This is a genomic window from Chimaeribacter arupi (genome assembly GCF_002858805.1).
Classification (GTDB): Bacteria; Pseudomonadota; Gammaproteobacteria; order Enterobacterales; family Enterobacteriaceae; genus Chimaeribacter; species Chimaeribacter arupi.
In genome coordinates this window covers 1-19,153 of sequence record NZ_PJZI01000042.1, presented here as the reverse complement: position 1 = coordinate 19,153, position 19,153 = coordinate 1, and the positions used below count along the sequence as shown (strand labels likewise).

The following is a 19,153-nucleotide window of genomic DNA, read 5'->3' as shown; positions in this document are numbered from 1 at the left end:
ATAAACCTGGTTTGCATTTTACTTTTCAGGATGTCCCGATTTTCATTGCTTGCTTTCTCATTCCGGCGTCTTCATATTATCTTTCGTTACTAACAATGCCTCTTTTATGCCTGAGCCACTGGGTGAAGAAAAGTGATTTAATTTCACTGAACATGAACCCTTTTCATGATCGGGCGGCGCTGCCCTGCGGCATGGCACCTGCCCCCGGCACCCCGGCCCGGCAACCTGGTACAGCCCCGGAAATTACAGGTATACTTACCGGCATTATTCAACAGATTCAGAAACCAACATGACAAAACTCACCTTACAAGAGCAGATGCTGAAAGCAGGCTTAGTCACCAGCAAAAAGATGGCCAAAGTCCAGAGAACGGCCAAGAAATCACGGGTTCAGGCGCGTGAGGCCAGAGAGGCGGTGGAAGAGAATAAAAAAGCCCAGCTTGAGCGTGATAAGCAGCTCAGCGAGCAACAGAAACAGGCGGCGTTATCCAAAGAGTATAAAGCGCAGGTAAAGCAGCTGATTGAGATGAACAGAATCACCCCGCCGAAAGGGGATATCCGGTTCAACTTCACTGATAATAACCTGATTAAACAGGTGGTTGTGGATAAGGTCACGCAGGATCAGCTGATCAGCGGCCGTCTTGCCATTGCCCGCCTGGTGGTGGATAACAAACCTGAGGGTGAATACGCCATTATCCCGGCCAGCGTCGCCGAAAAAATTGCGCAGCGTGATGCCAACAGCATTGTGTTACAGAGTGCGCTGAGCCAGGCAGAGCAGGACGAAGACGACCCGTATGCCGATTTCAAAGTGCCTGATGATTTAATGTGGTAACCCGCGCCCGGCCAGGGCCGCCGTTCAGAACGGGCAGGCATGGCGGGCGTTGATCTGTTCCCCGCTGATGGGATGAATAAAATTCAACTCACTGGCATGCAACATCAGCCGCGGCGTCAGTTCGGTGCCCGGCAGCAGGCGGCCGCCATACAGGTCGCAACCTAAAATCGGGTGGCCCAGCTCCCGGCTGTGAATACGGAGCTGATGGGTACGCCCGGTCTCCGGGGTCAGCGCCACCCGCGTCACCGGCAGTAACTTCCCCTTCTCCAGCTCATGATAAACGCGCTCTATCACCCGGTAGCGCGAACGCGCGGGCTTGCCATGAAGCGGGCAAATCGACATCAGCGGGAACAGCGCCGGGTCTTTGGCAATCGCCGCCTCTATCACCCCTTCGTCCTCCTCCAGATGCCCGCAAAGCAGTGCGCTGTACACTTTGGTTACCGTGCGCTCACTGAACTGCCGGCAGAGCGCGGCATTGATCGCCTTATTGCGGGCAACCACCATCAGCCCGGACGTCCCGAAATCAAGGCGGTGAACCAGCGTGCAGCCGGGGAAAAGCCGGACCAGCCGGTGATGCACCGAATCGAGGTTTTGCGGGTTTTTCCCCGAGAGGCTGAGCAGCCCGGTGGGTTTATTGATCAGCACCAGGTGTTCGTCCTGATAGAGCGTCACAATCGGCTCATGGCACGGCGGGGCAATAAAGGTATCGGAAATCACAGACATCGGGTGGCCGGCTAAAGAGGGGGGAGCGGATGATAACGAATTTCCGGCCCCCTGGCGAATCGGGCGGTTTCCCTGAAGACGTGGCCTGGGTATTCCCTGTGCCTGAGCATGGGTGTCTTTATGTTATCGCCCCGCCTTTTGCCCTTCCCCTAAAACTGCCCCCTTCCCTGACGCTTTCTGCGCGCGCCTTCCCCCGCTTTACGCTCCCCTGCCCGACAGACGCCTTTTCTGTTGCTGCGGTTCCCGTTAAAAGTATGTTGTAACGAATTAGTCGGAAAGTCGTTGCCCGCTTCAGGCGGTGTGACCCGGCCGCCACTTTTTAGCGTAAGTTGCTGCAATGTTAATAAGCACACAGGTTTTCCGCGCGACTTCGCTTATAACTAAAACGCTGTTCCGAATTCCTGCCGCCTGCGGCCCGCCCTTTGTCATGGAGATCCCTTATGGCTACCCCGATCTTTTCCGGTGTGATTCCCCCGGTGCCCACGATTTTAACCGCCGATGAACAACTCGACCGCCCCGGCATGGCGCGGTTGATTGACCATGTGATTGAAGGCGGCGTAAACGGCGTGTTTTTCCTCGGCAGCGCCGGGGAGTTTGCGCATATGGGCAGCGCCTTACGGCATGAAGTGGCGGAGTTTTGTACCGCGCACGTGAATGGCCGGGTGCCGGTGCTGATTGGCGCGGCGCACCCCGGCACGCGTGAAACCCAGGCGCTGATCGCCCATGCCGGCAGCTGCGGCGCGGATGGCGTGGTGGTGGTAAACCCCTATTACAACCCGCTCTCTGAAGAGAACCTCGGCCGCTATTACCAGACGCTGGCTGACGATTCGCCGCTGCCGATCCTGCTCTACAATTTCCCGGCGCTGACCGGCCAGAACATCCCGGTTTCCCTGATCAAAACCCTGGCCGAGCGCTGCCCGAATATTGTCGGGCTGAAAGACACCGTCGATACCCTCAGCCACCTGCGCGAAACCATCCAGGCGGTAAAACCGGTGCGGCCGGACTTTGCAGTGTTCGCCGGTTATGACGAATACCTGTTCGGCACCCTGATCCTCGGGGGCGATGGCTGCATCCCGGCCAGTGCCAACTTTGCGCCGGAACTGACCTGCGGCATTTACCGGGCCTGGCAGGCCCAGGAGTTTGCGACCATTATCGCGCTGCAGCAGCGGTTGTCGCACATCCCGCAGCTCTACAGCCTGGATCTGCCTTTCTATAACGTGGTGAAAGAGGCGATCCGCCAGGTCGGGGTGGATATTCCGGTGCACTCCCTGCAACCGGCGCAACCGCTGAGTGAAGAGAAGCGTGAGGTGGTGCGCAACGTCCTGCGCCTGAGCGGGATGCTGGCGTAAGCCGCCTGAACCGCTGCGCCCTGCTTCCGCTGAGCAGGGCGCGTCGGCGTTACTGGCCGGGTTCCGGTTTGCTCACCCTGGCCGGCACGCTTATCCGCACCGGCTGGGCTTTTTGGGTGTCTGCCGGTGTGGCCTGCACCAGCAGTTTATCAGGGGTACAATCCCGGATGATTTTCCCGTTTTTCATCACCAGCACCCGATCAAAATATTTCAGCAGATAACGCCGGTGCGTCACCATCAACAGGGTTTTCCCTGTGACGAAGTGATCCAGGTTGTCAAAAATACGCTGCTCGGTCTGCTCATCCAGACACGATGTCGGTTCATCCCATAAAAACACGCTGGCATCGCTGCTCAGGCTGCGCGCCAGCAGCAGTTGCTGGTTTTGCCCTGACGAGAGGTTCCTGGCCATAAAACTGACGGGATAGCGTAACCCCATCGGGTGTTGCAGCACGAAGCCACAGTTGGTGACATTCAGCGCCTGCACGGTTTTCTTGCGATCTTCGCCGCTTTTTAAGGCGAAGTTGCTTTCAATGGTGCCGGTAAACAACGCGTCCTGGGTGGTGATGACGCTGATAAAGCGTGAGAAAAAGTGTTGGGCCAGCTGTTGGGTGTTATAGCCGTCATACATGATGCTGCCCTGTAACGGCGCGCTGAATCCGGAAAGCAATGACATCAGCGAGCTTTTCCCCGAGCCGCACTCACCAATTATCGCGACCCGTTGCCCGGCAGGAATATCCAGCGACAGGTTTTCGATAACCACCGGCAATTGCGGATCGTACTGATAACTCACCCCTTTCAGGGAAAGGTGCCCTTCACACTGGGAAAGTGATTGCAGCACCTGGCGGGAGGCAGGCTCCGCCGCGACAAACATTTTCAGCAGATCATTGATGGTTTTATTGGTGGTAAACACCGAGAGCAAGGTGGAAGAGAAACCCGAAATAATGCCTGACATCCGCCCGGAGACAATCACTGACGAGACAATCGCCCCGGTGGTGATGTCGCCTTTGGTGACCAGGAAGAACGCAAACAGCATCAGTAAAATCTGGTTAAGGTTCGACAACGTGGAGAGGGCCGATTGATAATAGACGTTCACCTTACGGATTTGTAAACTTAACCAGGATTGCTGGTCCGCATTATTCACCCAATCCTGCATCAGGTTACGGTTATTCAGCGTATGGATCATTTTTAAGGCGTACAGGGTTTCCGTGATGAACATATTCCGGTTACTTTGCCCCTCTTTCACCCGCTCCATCAGGATATTGGTATACCGGTAATTGGCATAGGCCAACAGCAGCGAAATAATCATGATGATAATGGGGATCACCACCAGGGCGCCCAGGTTAATGTAGATAACCACGATAAAAATAATAAATAACGGGATATCCGCCACCCGCTGGAACAGCGAATTTAATAAGACCGGCTTTATTTTCTGGAACTCCGTCCATAAGATAAAGGCCGATGACAGCGACGTATGTTTTTTATCCCCGTATAACAGTGCCTCAAAAAACGAGACATCAATATCGATATCCTCCCGGCGGGAGACGATTGACTGGTAGATGTCCCGCGACGATCTCAACAAAAACTCAAAGATAAGGAAGGTCACAACCACCCCTGCCACGCCGAACAGCGAGGCGTTAGAGGCGCTGGGCACCAGCTTATCGTAGTACAGGTTGCTGAACACCGGGATGGTCAGGGCGAAGATGGCCATAAACAGCGAGGAGATAAAATACTTTGAGTAAAAAAGCTTATTGTTCTTCAGCCCATTCTTTAAAATTTGCCCGATACGGATCGATTCTGCCACATCGCTGGTGGGTTGAAGGGTAAAGGCAGACATTTTTTTCAGCGCGTCCGGGTCGGCCTCTACCTGGCAAATATCATTCGTGTTATTTACCAGTTTTAATTTATTATCAACACAACCAACACAAATTAACCACTGCATATCAGCCGTTAACAATAACAGCGGCATACTTTCATTCAGCAAATCATCTGGCCGGCTAAACTGTACCGTGGACACCAACATGCCCAATGATAAAAAATAGTTCTTTATCTGCGCATCATGTTCCACATCATGTTTATTATATTCGGCAAGCTTTATTTCACTGTCGCCCTCCCTTATTTCAATTTTGGCACTGTGGTTTCGCGCGATATAGGCTAACGCGCCGGATAGACGTAAATTATAGGGTTCGAATTCAGAACTCATGAGGGTATCACTCAAAAAGCCCCTGCTGTAAATACAGCAGGGGCATATCAGTTATTAATAATCAGCGTGCTGATCATCCTGGTGGGACATCTCCATTGAACCGGCCATCATGTCTGCGCCCGCTACGGCAGCAGCATGGGGGTGGCCGCCGGACGCGGGACCGCTCTCTTCCGGCGCTTCCTGCATCGATGCCATTAATTTGGGTGAGGAGGTATCTACCGTCACACTGTGTTCAATGCGCTGGCTGTTGCCTGCTGTATCCACAATGTTCAGCACCAGGGCGTGCGTGCCGTCGGCCACCTCATTCAGTTCTACCGACCACTGGCCATTTTCATCCACCAGGCGCGTTACCGCTTCACCGCCATCGAGACTGACAGAGACTGTTGCCCCGGCCTCGCCGTGGCCGCGCAGGCCCAGGGTGCTGCTTTCACAGCGCCACTCATCCGGCTGATCGGCCCGGTTGGCCACTAACTGCGCATCAAACGCCTCAATCCGGGTATCCACCCTAAAGTCATAAGGCTCACTGGTGGCCTGATTACCGGCCTTGTCAGTCGCGGTGATCACCAAATGATAGTCGCCGTCTGCCAGCGGCTCAAGCGGGCTGAACGTCCACTCGCCAAGCTCATTTTTCACGGCATCGTACGCATTGCCGTTGAGGCTGACTGTCACGCTGTCGGCATCCGCGTCGACATCGGTAAACACAAAGCCCGGCGTGGTGTCGTTGATGATGTGGTTACCGTCCGGATCCGCGCCGGCGCTCACGCCCGGCTGTGACAGGGTCTGGTCAATCACCAGCGCGGTGTCGGTGGAGGCGGTGTTGCCCGCTGCATCCGTCACCGTCACGGTTATCGGCCAGGTGCCTTCGGCCAGCGCGTCCGGCAGCGTCAGGCGCCACCCCCCATCAGCCTGGGTGGCGAAACAGGTCGCCCCATTCACCGTGACCGCTACCTGCGTCACATCCGCGTCAATGTTGTCAAACAGCAGCGTCGGCGTCGCGGTGTTGATAAGCATGTCACCCCCGTCATCCCCTTCAACCGCCACCCGCGGCGCAGTGACGGACTGGTCAATCACCAGCGCGGTGGTGGTGGAGGCGGTGTTGCCCGCCGCATCCGTCACCGTCACGGTCACCGGCCAGGTGCCTTCGGCCAGCGGCTCCGGCAGCGTCAGGCGCCACACCCCGTCGGTCTGGGTGGCGAAACAGGTCGCCCCATTCTCCGTGACGGCCACCTGCGTGGCATCCGCATCAATGTTGCTGAGCAGCAGCGTCGGCGTCGCCTTGTTGGTAATGAAATCCCCTTCGGCATCCCCTTCAAGGGCCACCTCCGGCGCGCTGACGGACAGGTCAACCACCAGCGCGGTGTCGGTGGAGGCAGTATTGCCCGCCGCATCGGTCACCGTCACCGTCACCGGCCAGGTGCCCTCGCCCAGCGGCTCCGGCAGCGTCAGGCGCCACACCCCGTCGGTCTGGGTGGCGAAACAGGTTGCCCCATTCACCGTAACCGCTACCTGCGTCACGTCCGCATCGATGTTGCTGAACAGCAACGTCGGGGTTGCTGTATTGATAAGCATGTCACCCCCGGCATCCCCTTCAATCGCCACGCCCGGCGCGGAGGTGGACTGGTCAATCACCAGCGAGGTGGTGGTGGTCGCGGTGTTGCCCGCCGCATCGGTCACCGTCACCGTCACCGGCCAACTGCCTTCGGCCAGCGGTTCCGTCAACGCCAGTCGCCATACGCCGTCCGCCTGGACGACCTCATAGTCGACCTCATTCACGGTCACCACCACCCTGGTCACATCCGCGTCAATGTTGCTCAGCAACAGCACCGGGGCCGCCTTGCTGGTGATGAAATCCCCCTCTGCATCGCCCTCAAGCGTCACCACCGGGGCGGCGAGCGTCTGGTCGATGACCAGCGACACCGTGGCGGACTGGGTATTGCCTGCGCCATCGGTCACGGTGACGGTGACCGGCCAGGTGCCGTCAGGCAGCGCCTCGCCCAGGGTCAGCGTCCAGGTGCCGGCCTCATTTTTCGCGGCGTGGTAACTCTGGCCGTTCACCGTCACCACCACCTGGGTGACATCGCTTTCGATATTCCCCAGGATCAGGGTCGGTGTCGCATCGTTGGTGAGTTTATCCCCCACCCGCCCGCCGTCAGAGGCGGTATCCAGCGCCAGGCCCGGCACTGAGCGCATAATATCGAACTGCACCGCCGGGCTGAGGTTGCCCGCCGCATCTTCCGCCTGCACGCTGGCTTTACCGGCCTCCGGGTAGGTGAAGACCGCGTTCCAGTTGCCGTACTTGTCCACTGCCGCGCTGGCGATAACCTCCCCGTCCTGATTTTTGATCAGGATCCTGCTGCCCGCTTCCCCTTTGCCGGACATCACCCACAGGCCATTGGCATCGAGGTAGAGCGAGTTATCCACCACCGGCGCCGCCGGGCCCTGGGTATCAATGACGGCGTTATGCACGATCGTCTGGGTGTTGCCTGCCGGGTCTGCAATGGTAAAGCTCAGCGCATAGGTGCCGTCGGCCAGCTCAGGCACGGTCATTGTCCAGAGCCCATCCTGCCCCACGACTGCCGAGGCCATCGCCATACCGGCAACAAACAGCGTCACCGTGGCCCCCGCCTCACCGCGCCCGAAGAAGGTCGGCGTCGTGGTGCTCAGCGCCCATTTATCCGCGGCCGACGATTTATTATCCTGAACATCCACGCTGAACGTGGTGATCCGGGTATCCACCACAATGGTCATTGTGGCCTCATTCACATTCCCGCCCCGGTCCCTGGAGATGAATTTGAAATGCATCTCGCCGTCACGCAGCACCATCTGGGGAATATCCGCACTCCAGACGCCGTCAGCATTTGCCCAGGCTTCGGTGACGGTCAGCCCGTTGACCAGAATCGTCATCTTGCTGCCGGCCTCCGCCTGCCCGGTCAATGTGGCGTTGCGGCTCAGGTCTGAAAGATAAATCACGCCGTTGTGGGTGATACTCTCAACAGACTCGCCGTTGATGCCCGTCAGCTCAATCGGCGTGGTATTGACGGTATCAATCACGAAGTTTTTGGTATTCGAAGCCGCCGTGTTCCCGGCCGCATCGGTTATCTCAAAGCGCAGGGAGTGTGAACCGTCAGGCAGCACGTCCGGCACGGTATATTTCGCATCGGCAGTGGCCAGCGTAAAGGTTTCAACATACTTACCGTCAATGTAAACCGTCACCGACTGCCCTTTCTCGCCGGTGATATCAAATCTCGGCCGGGCGCTGGATGTCACGCTGTCGTTACTGAACAGGCCGTTGTCGCTGTCCATGCCGTTAATCTGGATAGCGGTGGCGGTATCGATGGTCACCAGAATGCGGGCGGAATCCGCCGTGTTTCCGGCCTGGTCTTCCGCCGTCACGCGCAGGGAGTACTCCCCATCCTTCATCGGCTCGGCCGGTTCCCAGGCCCAGAGGCCGTTCGCATCGGCGGTGACTATCGCGACCACCACTTCATCCACCAGGATGCTGACCGTCGCCCCGGCTTCCGCCGTGCCGTGGAAGCGCGGCGTGTTGTCCCGGGTAATGTTGTCACTTTTCGAGGCGGAGTTGCTCTCCTCATCGAGTTTCAGCGTCGGGTAGTTGGTCACCGTGTCCAGCGTGAGGTGGTAATCCTGCGTGGAGGCCTGATTGCCTGCGATGTCGGTCATGGTGGCGGAAATGACGTACTCCCCGTCTTTGCCCAGCCCGACCGGCATACTCCAGTTGCCGTCCGCATCGACCGTGGCCGACCCGATGATCTCGCCGTTGACTTTCACCGTCACCGTCGCGTTGGCCTCGCCGGTCCCGGTGAGTTTAATCGACTGCTTATTGCTCAGCTCAGGCGGTGCCGCCATATCAAAGCCCACCACCGCACTGTCAATCACCACCACTGACGTGGCGCTGGTGGCGGTGTTCCCCGCCATGTCCGTGGACTCGAACCGCACCGCGTAACTGCCGTCAACGCTTTCCGGCAGGGTATAGCTGACCGCGCCGGAGGCATCCGCCATCACGGTCGCCACTTTCACGTCGTCGATATAGATATCCACTGACGCGCCCGGATCGGTCATGGCCGACAGGGTCGGGCTGGTATCGTTCGTCACCAGGTCGTAGGCATCGCCGCTGTTACTGCTGCGGGCCAGCGCCACGTCCGAGAGGCTGTTTTGCGTATCGCACTGGATAACCAGGTCTTTTTGGGTTTTGTTACCGGCTTTATCCTCCGCCAGGGCAATAAACCCATTGGCCCCCTCTTTCAGATCAACGGTGTAATGCCAGGTGCCGTCTTCCGCGACCATAACGTCTGCCACGAACGTCCCGTCAGCACGCGAGAGGGTCAGGGTCGACCCGGCCTCGGCTATCCCTTCCAACTGAACCTGGGTTTTATTGGTGATCAGGTCAGTGGTGCTGCGCCCGGTATCATCCGCATCATCCAGGTTTATCGTCAGCGTGGAGATATAGGTATCCAGGATGAAGGTTTCCGCCGGCGTCGTGACCGTATTCCCGGCGAGATCCGTGATCTCGAAGTGGATCCGGTGTTCGCCTTCGCCGGTGATCGCCGGTAAGGTGACCGTCCAGCTCCCCTCGCTGGAGGTATGGGTTTCAATCACATACTGGCCATCCACGAAGATTTTTATCTGCGCGCCCGGCTCCGTCGAGCCAGTCAGGGTGGGCGTACTGTCATTGACATAACCCTCTTTCGCCCCTGACATCGCCCAGTCCAGCGCTGCAACGTGTGTATCCACCACCAGTTGGCTGCCGTCTGAACGCAGCTCCTGCAACGTGTTCGGGTCAATGATCGCCGCCTGGACGTTATAGGTGCCCTCCTCCAGCACCGGCAGCGCAAAGGTGTAACGGCCGGTGGAGTCACTCTGCACCTGGCCTGCCGCCACGTTATTCACATAAATGGTGACGGTGACACCCGGCAGGGTGATCCCGGTGAGGGTCGGTTTCACACTGTTGGTGATAAAGTCACCCAGCGCGCCGCTGTCGGTATCGCTGGTCAGCGTGATGGTCGGCGGATCCAGGTCAATCACCGGGATAATGAAGCCGAACGAGGTCTCCGGTGAGGTATTCCCCGCCCGGTCGGTGGCCGTGACCGCAATCACATGGTCACCGGAAAGCAGCGAACCCGGCGGCGTCCAGGCCCAGGCACCGCTTGAGGAGGCCGTGATACTGGCCACCACATTGCCGTCAATTCTGATCGTCAGCGTCGCACCCGGTTCCGCCGTCCCTTTGAATTCCGGTGCCAGGTTCAGCGCCTCATGGGAGTTATCCGGCTCTGACTGTGCCAGCCCCACCGTCGGTGCCTCGGTTTTGGTGTCGATGGTAAAGCGGACATTTTGCTCAATGCTGTTGCCCGCGACATCTGTGGCCATCACGTTGAGGGTGTAAGGGCCGTCAACCAGTCCGGCCGCCGTAAAGGCCCAGTTCCCCTCCCCATCGGCATCCTGTTCTACCGTCTGCACGACCAGGCCGTTCACATCTTTTATGGTCATGACCAGATGCGCATTGCTGTCGGTTTTCCCGTGGAAACCTGGGGTGGTGTCGTTGGTCAGCTGGTCGGTTTGCGATACGCCGCTGTCTGAGGCTGTTTCCATCTCCACCGAGAGGAGAATTTGGGTATCGACCACTAACGAGACGCTGCTTTCTGCCTGGTTTCCCGCCTTGTCCCTTACCGTGACGGTGGCGGTGTGTTCACCGTCCGGCAGGCTGTTTGGCTGGACTGTCCATTGCACGCCGTCAAAGGTTGCCTGGTAGCTGGTGCCGTTAATCTCAACCCTGACCGAATCCACATCCTCCGGGACGTTACTGATAACGAAGAGGGGTTGCGGCTGATTGGTGATGTTATCTGTGGCTGACATGCCGCTGTCACTCGCGTCCTGCATGTCGATAACCGGCACCGGGATCTGCGTATCCACTGTGAACGTCAGCACCTCAACCGACCGGTTACCCGCGATGTCGATCAGCTCAACCTGAAGGGTATAGCTGCCGTCGGCCAGGGTTTCCGCCGTAAAGATCCAGCGCCCGTCTTCGGGTGTTACCGCCGTAGTGACGCCATTCAACGTCGCGTTCACCGCCACCAGCGTCTCCGCGGCGGTTATCTCAAACCTCGGTGCCGTGACGCAGGTCAGGTTATCGGTCACATTGCTGCCGGTATCGTCCAGCAGCGCCAGGCCCGGTGAAAGCACCTGGGTGTCCACCACAAAACTGTAGGTGGTGCTGCTGCTGTTCCCGGCTTTATCGGTATAGGACACCACGATTGCGTGGGTGCCGTCCTCCAGCGCATCGGGAATATCCCAGTAACCTGCCTGCGGGTCTGCCTGCCAGGTTTTGCCGCCCAATGACACGCTGACCTGGTAAATATCGTCCGGCACGTTGTTGATGATGATGCGCGGCTGCGTCACATTCGTGACGTTGTCACCGGCATCCCCGCTGTTGTCCATCTCCCGCAGGCTGACCTCCGGTGGCGGGCACTGGGTATCGACAATGAAATCAAGGGTATTGAACCGGGTATTGCCGGCCTGATCCTCAATCCTGACGGTGGCGGTATGCTGCCCGTCCTCCAGGGCGTCAGTATCCGGGATCTGGCACGCCCATCCGCCGTTCACTTTCTCTGCCTGGTAGGACTTCCCGTTCAGCAGCACCGTCACTGACCATACGTCGCTCTCCACATTGCTGATGGTGAATTTGGGGGTGGCGTCGTTGATCAGGTTGTCGTTGTTCAGGTAACCGGTATCGTCCGCCAGCGCAATCTGCGGAATGTTCAGGGTGGTATCCACCGTGAAGTCCAGCGAGGTCTGGGCGGTATTCCCGGCTTTGTCGGTAACGGACACCACCAGAGTATGGTGGCCATCCGCGAGCGCCGGCGCGGTAAATTGCCACTTGCCGGTCGCATCCTTCACTACCGGCGTTTGTGCGCCGTTGTCGAGCACCAGCATCACGGTGACCACATCCTCCGGCACGGTAATGTTGAAGGTCGGCATATTTTGGGTGGTGCAGTTATCACTGTCTGAGCGCCCGGTATCATCCCCGACGGCAAAATCGACACTGACGGCGGTTTGCGTATCAATGGTGAACGCGATGGCCGAGTCTTTGACATTGCCCGCTTTGTCCGTGACTTGCACTTCCAGCGTATAGGCACCGTCCTGCAACGCCGCCGGCGGCGTAAAGCTCACCGGCGTTGACGAGAGGTTCACCGTATAGGTCTGGCCGCCCAGGCGCACGGTCAGGCTGTGTGCATCCGCAGGAATGCCGGTAAACACAAACATCGGCTGAGTGGTGCGGGTGTAGTTATCCACCTCGCTGATGCCGGAATCATCCGGATCACGCAGATCAACGGTCACCGGTGCCAGGGTCGTGTCCACGACAAAATCAAGATGCTGGGTCGCGCTGTTCCCCGCCTTATCGTTGACCTCAATGGCAAGGGAGTGCGCGCCGTCCGGCAGGGCTTCCGGGCAGTTAAAGACCCATTTCCCATTATGTTTAGTCAAGGACACCCGCGCCCCGCCATCCAGCGAGGCATAGACGTGGGAAACGTCGTCCGCCACCCGGACGGTAAACGCCGGGCGGGTATCAGAGGTCAGGTGGTCGCTGCCGGAATAGCCGGTATCCTCAGACATCTCCACGCCCTCAATCTGGACGAGGGTATCGATCTCAAAGCGCAGGGACTCGGTGCTCAGGTTGCCGGCTTTATCGGTGACGATCGCCGTTAACGTATAGCTGCCTGCCGCCAGCTCCGGCGCCGTCCACTGCCATTCACCCTGCGCATTTTTCGCGACGTCATAGGTGATGCCGTTCAGCACCACCTGGAAGGTGTACACATCCGGGTCAATATTGCTGAAGCTGAATTGCGGCTTCGTGTCATTTGTCAGGCGGTCGGTCTGGCTGTCACCGGTGTCAGACTGCGCCACCAGGGTGATAACCGGCTTCGACACGGTGGTATCGACCACAAAGGTGAAATCCTGGCTGTGGGTATTGCCGGCCCGGTCGGTGACATTCACCACCATCGTGTAGCTGCCGTCACTCAATGGCTGATCAGGGGTGAACACCCAGTTGCCTGTGCCATCCTGTTTGACCTGCACGGTTTTGCCGTCCAGCATAATCGTCATATTGACGACGTCATCATCAATATTACTGATAACAAACCCAGGGCGGTTCTTGCCGGTAAGGTGGTCGGCGGCGTCGGCCCCGGTGTCATCCCCCGGTGCGAAGGCGACCACCGGTTGGGACAACTGGTTGTCGAACGTGATCACTGTCGAGGCGGTTGAGGCGTTGCCTGCGACATCCGTCACCTGCACCACCAGCGTATAGTCGCCAGAGGTGCTCAATACCGGCGAGGTCACAGACCATTCGCCGTCTGCCGTTTTCGTGACGCTGCACGCCATACCGTTAAGGGTGGCCGTCATCGACACCACATCGTCTGACGTGGTCACCCTGAATTTCGGCTGCTCCGCATGGGTAATGTTGTCCACCGCGGAAATGCCCGTATCGTTCTGCAACGTGATGAGGTCCACAGACACCGAGGTGTCAATCACGAAGTCAAAGGCGGTGGTGCGCTGGTTGCCGGCCTGGTCATTCACCACGGCCAGCAATTGGTAATTGCCGTCCGCCAGGCCCGCCGGCGGGGTAAAGATCCAACTGCCGTCAGACTGTGCCGTCACCGGGTAGCTGACGCCGTTCAGGGTGACAAACACGCTCAGCACATCCTCCGGCACGCCGGTCAGGGCGAAGCGCGGCATCGTCTCGTTGGTGATATTGTCGTCTGCGACGCCGGAATCATCCTGGCTCAGCATATCGACCACCAGCGGTGCCAGCGTGGTATCCACCGTAAAGGCCTGATCCTGGGTGGCGGTGTTCCCGGCATTATCCGTGACGGTTACCGTCAGGGTGTGTTCCCCCTCCGCCAGCCCCTGCGGCAGATCAATCACCCAGCCCTGCTCACCATAGACAGCCTGAATCGCCTCGCCGCCATCCACGGATACCATGACAGCCTGTGCATCGTCCGGGGCGGTAATGGTGAACTGCGGCCCGGTGGTGTTGGTCATCCAGTCGTTAAGGGTGCCGGTGTCATCATTGAGCACGATGCCGTCAACGCGGGTCTGGGTGTCAATCTCCAGCGGCAGGGTCACGATGCGCGCGTTGCCCGCATCGTCCGTCACCGTGACCTGTACGGTATAGGTGCCGTCAGCCAGGCTTTCCGGCAGGGTGAAGGTTGCCGTGCCCTGGGAGACCGGCACCGGCCAGGTTTTGCCGTCCACCGTCAGGGTGATCGCTGCCACATCCGCATCCAGGTTGCCGATGCGGAAGGCAGGCTGGGTGTTATTGGTCAGGCTGTCGCTGTTGCTGATCCCGGTGTCATCCTGGCTGTTCAGGGCCAGGGTCGGCAGTGACAGGGTGCTGTCCACCGTGAAGTCCAGCGACTGATGGTGGGTATTGCCCGCCAGATCGGTGACGGTGGCCGTCACCTTATGCTGGCCATCCACCAGTTCAGCAGGCACGGTGAAGTGCCACTGGCCCGCCGCATCACGCACGGCCGCCTGCGGCACACCGCCGTCTACGCTGACCATCACCGTCACCACGTCGGCATCAGTGGCAATCGCGAAGCCCGGGGTTTTGTCGTTGGTCTGGTTGTCACCGGCGACACCGGAGTCATCACTCAGCGTGATCACCGGTTCATGGGTGACCGTATCGATGGTCACACTCAGCGGCGCAGAATCGGCGGTATTGCCCGCCACATCGCTGACCCGGACCTGGACGGTGTAGTCGCCGTCCACCAGCGCCGGCGCGGTAAAGTGCCAGCTGTCACCGGCCTTCGTGGCCGGGTACGCGATGCCGTTGATCAGCACCTCGGCCTTGACCACGTCCGCATCGAGGTTGCTCAGGACAAACGCCGGGGTAGTGTCACGCGTGACATTATCGTGCGCGCTCATCCCACTGTCTGAACTCTGCGCCAGCTCAATCACCGGCACGGTCAGCTGGGTATCGACCGTAAAACCCAGGGTGCTGGTGGCGGTGTTGCCCGCGATGTCAGTGATGATCGCGGTCGCCGTATAGGTGCCGTCCTCAAGGGCGGCCGGCAGCGTGAAGGCGCGCCCCGCACTCAGGTCGATCTCATACTCGGCGCCATTGCTCAGCACCAGTGTCAGGCCGGCCGCATCCTCCGGCAACTGGCCAAAGGTGAAGGCCGGTGTGGTATCACGGGTAACGCCGTCAGTGACGCTGCTGCCGGTGTCTGATTCGGCCACCAGCGCCAGCGTGACCGGGGCAACCTCCGTATCCACCGTAAAGGTCAGTTCGCCCGACGTCGCGGTGTTGCCCGCGTCATCCGTCACGCGTACCTGCACGGCATAATCGCCATCGGTGAGTTCCGGTGCGGTAAAGCGCCAGACACCGCCCTCGCGCGTCGCCGGGTAGGCAGTGCCGTTGATCAGCACCTCGACCGTGACTGCATCGGCGTCGATATTGCTCAGGGTAAACGACGGCGTTTTCACATTGGTGATGTTATCGCTGTTCGCCGCGCCGCTGTCTGACGCCTCGTTCAGGTCAATGGCCGGTACGCTGACCGAGGTATCGAGGGTAAAGGTATAAGCCGCGCCCTGGGTGCTGTTGCCCGCCTTGTCCGTGACGGTCACGTCCAGGGTGTGCTCCCCGTCAGTGAGCGCCGACGGCACGGCAAACGTCCACCGGCCCGCCGCATCCTGCACCGCGGCCTGCGCCGCGCCGCCGTCCACACTCACCATCACCGTCACCACATCGGTATCGGTGATGATGGCGAAGCCCGGTGTGGTATCGCTGGTCTGGTTATCGCCCACTACGCCGGAGTCATCCATCAGCGTGATGACCGGCGCGTTCGTCACCGTATCGACAGTCACGTTCAGCGCCGCCGAGGTCGCGACGTTGCCCGCGTCGTCGGTTACGCGCACCTGCACGGCGTAGTCACCATCGGCGAGTTCCGGCGCGGTAAAGTGCCAGGTGTCACCCGTCTTCATCACCGGGTACGCCGTGCCGTTGATCAGCATCTCGACCTTCACGGCATCCGCGTCGATATTGCCCAGGGTAAACGCCGGATTGTTGACGTTGGTGATGTTGTCGGCCGACGCGGCGCCGCTGTCTGACGCCTCATCAAGATCGAGCGTCGGTATGCTCAGCGTGGTATCCACGGTAAAGGCGAACGCATCACCGCGGGTGCTGTTACCGGCGTTGTCGGTCACGGTCACCACCAGGCTGTGTTCGCCGTCATTGAGGGCGGAAGGCACGGCAAAGTGCCACTGGCCCGCCGCATCCTTCACCGCGGCCTGTGCGGCGGTGCCGTCCACGCTCACCATCACCGTCACCACATCGGTGTCAGTGACGATGGCGAAGCCCGGCATCGCATCGTTGGTCTGGTTATCACCGGCGACACCGGTGTCATCACTTAACGTCACCACCGGCGCGTTGACGGTGGTATCGATCGTCACATTCAGCGCCGATGAGGTCGCGGTATTGCCCGCGTCGTCAGTGACGTTCACCTGCACCGCATACTCGCCGTCGGCCAGTTCTGGCGCGGTGAAGCTCCAGGTTTCCCCGGTTTTTGTAGCGGGATAAACCGTGCCGTTGATCAGCACTTCCACTGTTACCGCATCGGCGTCGATATTGCCCAGGGTAAACGACGGCGTTTTCACATTGGTGATGTTATCGCTGTTCTCTGCGCCGCTGTCGGACGCCTCCACCAGGTCAATCACCGGAAGCGTGACGGTGGTATCCACGGTAAAGGCGAATGCCTCAGCGCTGATGCTGTTACCGGCCACATCCGTGACCGTCACGATCAGGGAATGCTCGCCGTCACTGAGTGCCGAAGGCGTGACAAAGTGCCACTGCCCCGCCGCATCCTGGGTCGCGGCCTGCGGTGCGCCGCCGTCGATGCTGACCATTACGGTCACCACGTCGCTGTCAGTGGTAATCGCGAAGCCCGGCGTGGTGTCATTGGTCTGGTTATCACCGGCGACACCAGTGTCATCACTCAGGGTAATCACCGGCGCAGTAATCGCCGTATCCACAGTGATCGTCAGCGCGGCTGAGGTTGCGGTGTTACCCGCATCATCGGTGACAATGACCTGCACCGCGTGCTCGCCGTCTGTGAGTTCCGGCGCGGTAAAGCGCCAGACGCCGCCCTCAAGGGTTGCCGGGTAAAGGGTGCCGTCGATCAGCACCCCGACCGTCACCGCATCGGCGTCGATATTGCTCAGGGTAAACGTCGGCGTCTTCACGTTGGTAATGTTGTCGGCCGAGTCTGCGCCGCTGTCTGAAGCGTCATTCAGGTCAATCACCGGAATATTGACGGTAGTATCGACGGTAAAGGCAAACGCCTCGCCGCTGATGCTGTTACCGGCGTTGTCAGTGACGGTGACCACCAGATTATGCTCGCCATCTGAGAGCGCCGAAGGCACGGCAAAGTGCCACTGGCCCGCGGCGTCTTGTACGGCCGCCTGCGGCGCAGTGCCGTCGATGCTGACCATCACCATCACCACATCGCTGTCAGTGGCGATGGCGAAGCCCGGCGTGGTGTCATTGGTCTGGTTGTCGCCCGGCACGCCGCTGTCATCGAGCAGCGTGATGACCGGCGCGTTGATGGCGGTATCGATCAGCACCGCCGTCGAGGTGGAGATCGCGCTGTTACCGGCATCATCCGTGACAATAACCTGCACTGCGTGCTCGCCGTCTGTGAGTTCCGGCGCGGTAAAGCGCCAGACGCCGCCCTCCTGCGTCGCTGCGTAGGTGATGCCGTTGATCAGTACCCCGACCGTCACCGCATCGGCATCAACGTTGTTGAGCGTGAAGGTCGGCGTGGTGTCATGGGTAATATTATCCGCCGCGTTCGCGCCGGTGTCTGAGGCGTCATCCAGATCGATCGCTGGGGTAGTGACGGTGGTATCCACGGTAAAGGCGAACGCCTCACCGCTGAGGCTGTTACCGGCGTTGTCGGTCACGGTCACGACGAGATTATGCTCGCCGTCAGCGAGGGTGGAAGGCGTGACAAAGTGCCACTGCCCCGCCGCATCCTGCACTGCCGCCTGCGGTGCACCGCTATCGATGCTGACCATCACGGTAACCACATCCGCATCAGTTGCGATCGCAAAGCCCGGCGTGGTGTCATTAGTCTGGTTGTCACCCTGTACGCCGCTGTCATCACTTAATGTGACGACTGGGGCATTAATGGTGGTATCGACGGTGATATTCAGCGCCGCTGAGGTCGCGGTATTACCGGCATCATCGGTGACATTTACTTGCACCGCATACTCGCCGTCCGCCAGCTCCGGTGCGGTAAAGCGCCAGACGCCGCCCTCCAGCCTGGCCGGGTACGCGGTGCCGTTGATCAGCACTTCCACCGTTACCGCATCGGCATCAACGTTGTTGAGCGTGAAGGTTGGGATCTTCACATTGGTGATGTTGTCGGCCGAGTCTGCGCCGCTGTCTGAAGCGTCATTCAAATCGATGGTTGGGATATTCACCGTGGTATCGACGGTAAAGGCAAACGCCTCGCCGCTGAGGCTGTTACCGGCGTTGTCGGTCACAGTCACGACGAGATTATGCTCGCCATCACTGAGGGTGGAAGGCGTGACAAAGTGCCACTGCCCTGCTGCATCCTGGGTCGCGGCCTGCGGTGTGCCGCCGTCGATGCTGACCATCACGGTCACCACATCGCTGTCGGTGGTAATCGCAAAGCCCGGCGTGGTGTCATTGGTCTGGTTGTCACCAGCTACGCCGGTGTCATCGCTTAACGTCACCACCGGTGCGCTGATGGCGGTATCAATCAGTACCGCTGTGGATGTTGAAATCGCGGTGTTGCCCGCATCATCGGTGACGCTCACCTGCACTGCGTGCTCGCCATCCGCCAGTTCCGGCGCGGTGAAACTCCAGGTTTCCCCGGTTTTTGTAGCGGGATAAACCGTGCCGTTGATCAGCACCTCGACCGTTACCGCGTCGGCATCGATATTGCTCAGGGTAAACGTCGGCGTCTTCACGTTGGTAATGTTGTCGGCCGAGTCTGCGCCGCTGTCTGAAGC

Annotated in this window: 5 protein-coding genes; 2 read left to right on the top strand and 3 right to left on the bottom strand. The window is 59.4% G+C overall.

Annotated features, from left to right (window positions below):
- Positions 1-289 precede the first annotated feature (289 nt).
- The gene (locus CYR52_RS19500) at positions 290-829 is read left to right on the top strand and encodes a DUF2058 domain-containing protein (protein ID WP_072931155.1); all 540 of its coding nucleotides are present in this window, start codon (positions 290-292) and stop codon (positions 827-829) included.
- Positions 830-853: 24 nt separating this feature from the next.
- On the opposite strand, the gene CYR52_RS19495 is transcribed toward CYR52_RS19500, so the two are convergent.
- Positions 854-1,552 carry an RluA family pseudouridine synthase gene (locus CYR52_RS19495; protein ID WP_101829249.1) on the bottom strand — a complete coding sequence of 233 codons (699 nt, stop codon included), beginning with the start codon at positions 1,550-1,552 and terminating at the stop codon, positions 854-856.
- Positions 1,553-1,992: 440 nt separating this feature from the next.
- Here CYR52_RS19495 and CYR52_RS19490 point away from each other — a divergent pair, with 440 nt between their 5' ends.
- The gene (locus CYR52_RS19490; protein ID WP_101829248.1) at positions 1,993-2,901 is read left to right on the top strand and encodes a dihydrodipicolinate synthase family protein; all 909 of its coding nucleotides are present in this window, start codon (positions 1,993-1,995) and stop codon (positions 2,899-2,901) included.
- A 49-nt stretch (positions 2,902-2,950) separates the two neighbouring features.
- Here CYR52_RS19490 and CYR52_RS19485 read toward each other — a convergent pair whose 3' ends face one another.
- Positions 2,951-5,101: an ATP-binding cassette domain-containing protein gene (locus CYR52_RS19485; RefSeq protein WP_101829247.1), complete on the bottom strand. Its 2,151-nt coding sequence runs from the start codon at positions 5,099-5,101 to the stop codon at positions 2,951-2,953.
- Positions 5,102-5,155: 54 nt separating this feature from the next.
- Positions 5,156-19,153, bottom strand: a 13,998-nt coding sequence (locus CYR52_RS19480) for an Ig-like domain-containing protein (RefSeq protein ID WP_101829246.1), incomplete at its 5' end; no start/stop codon positions are given.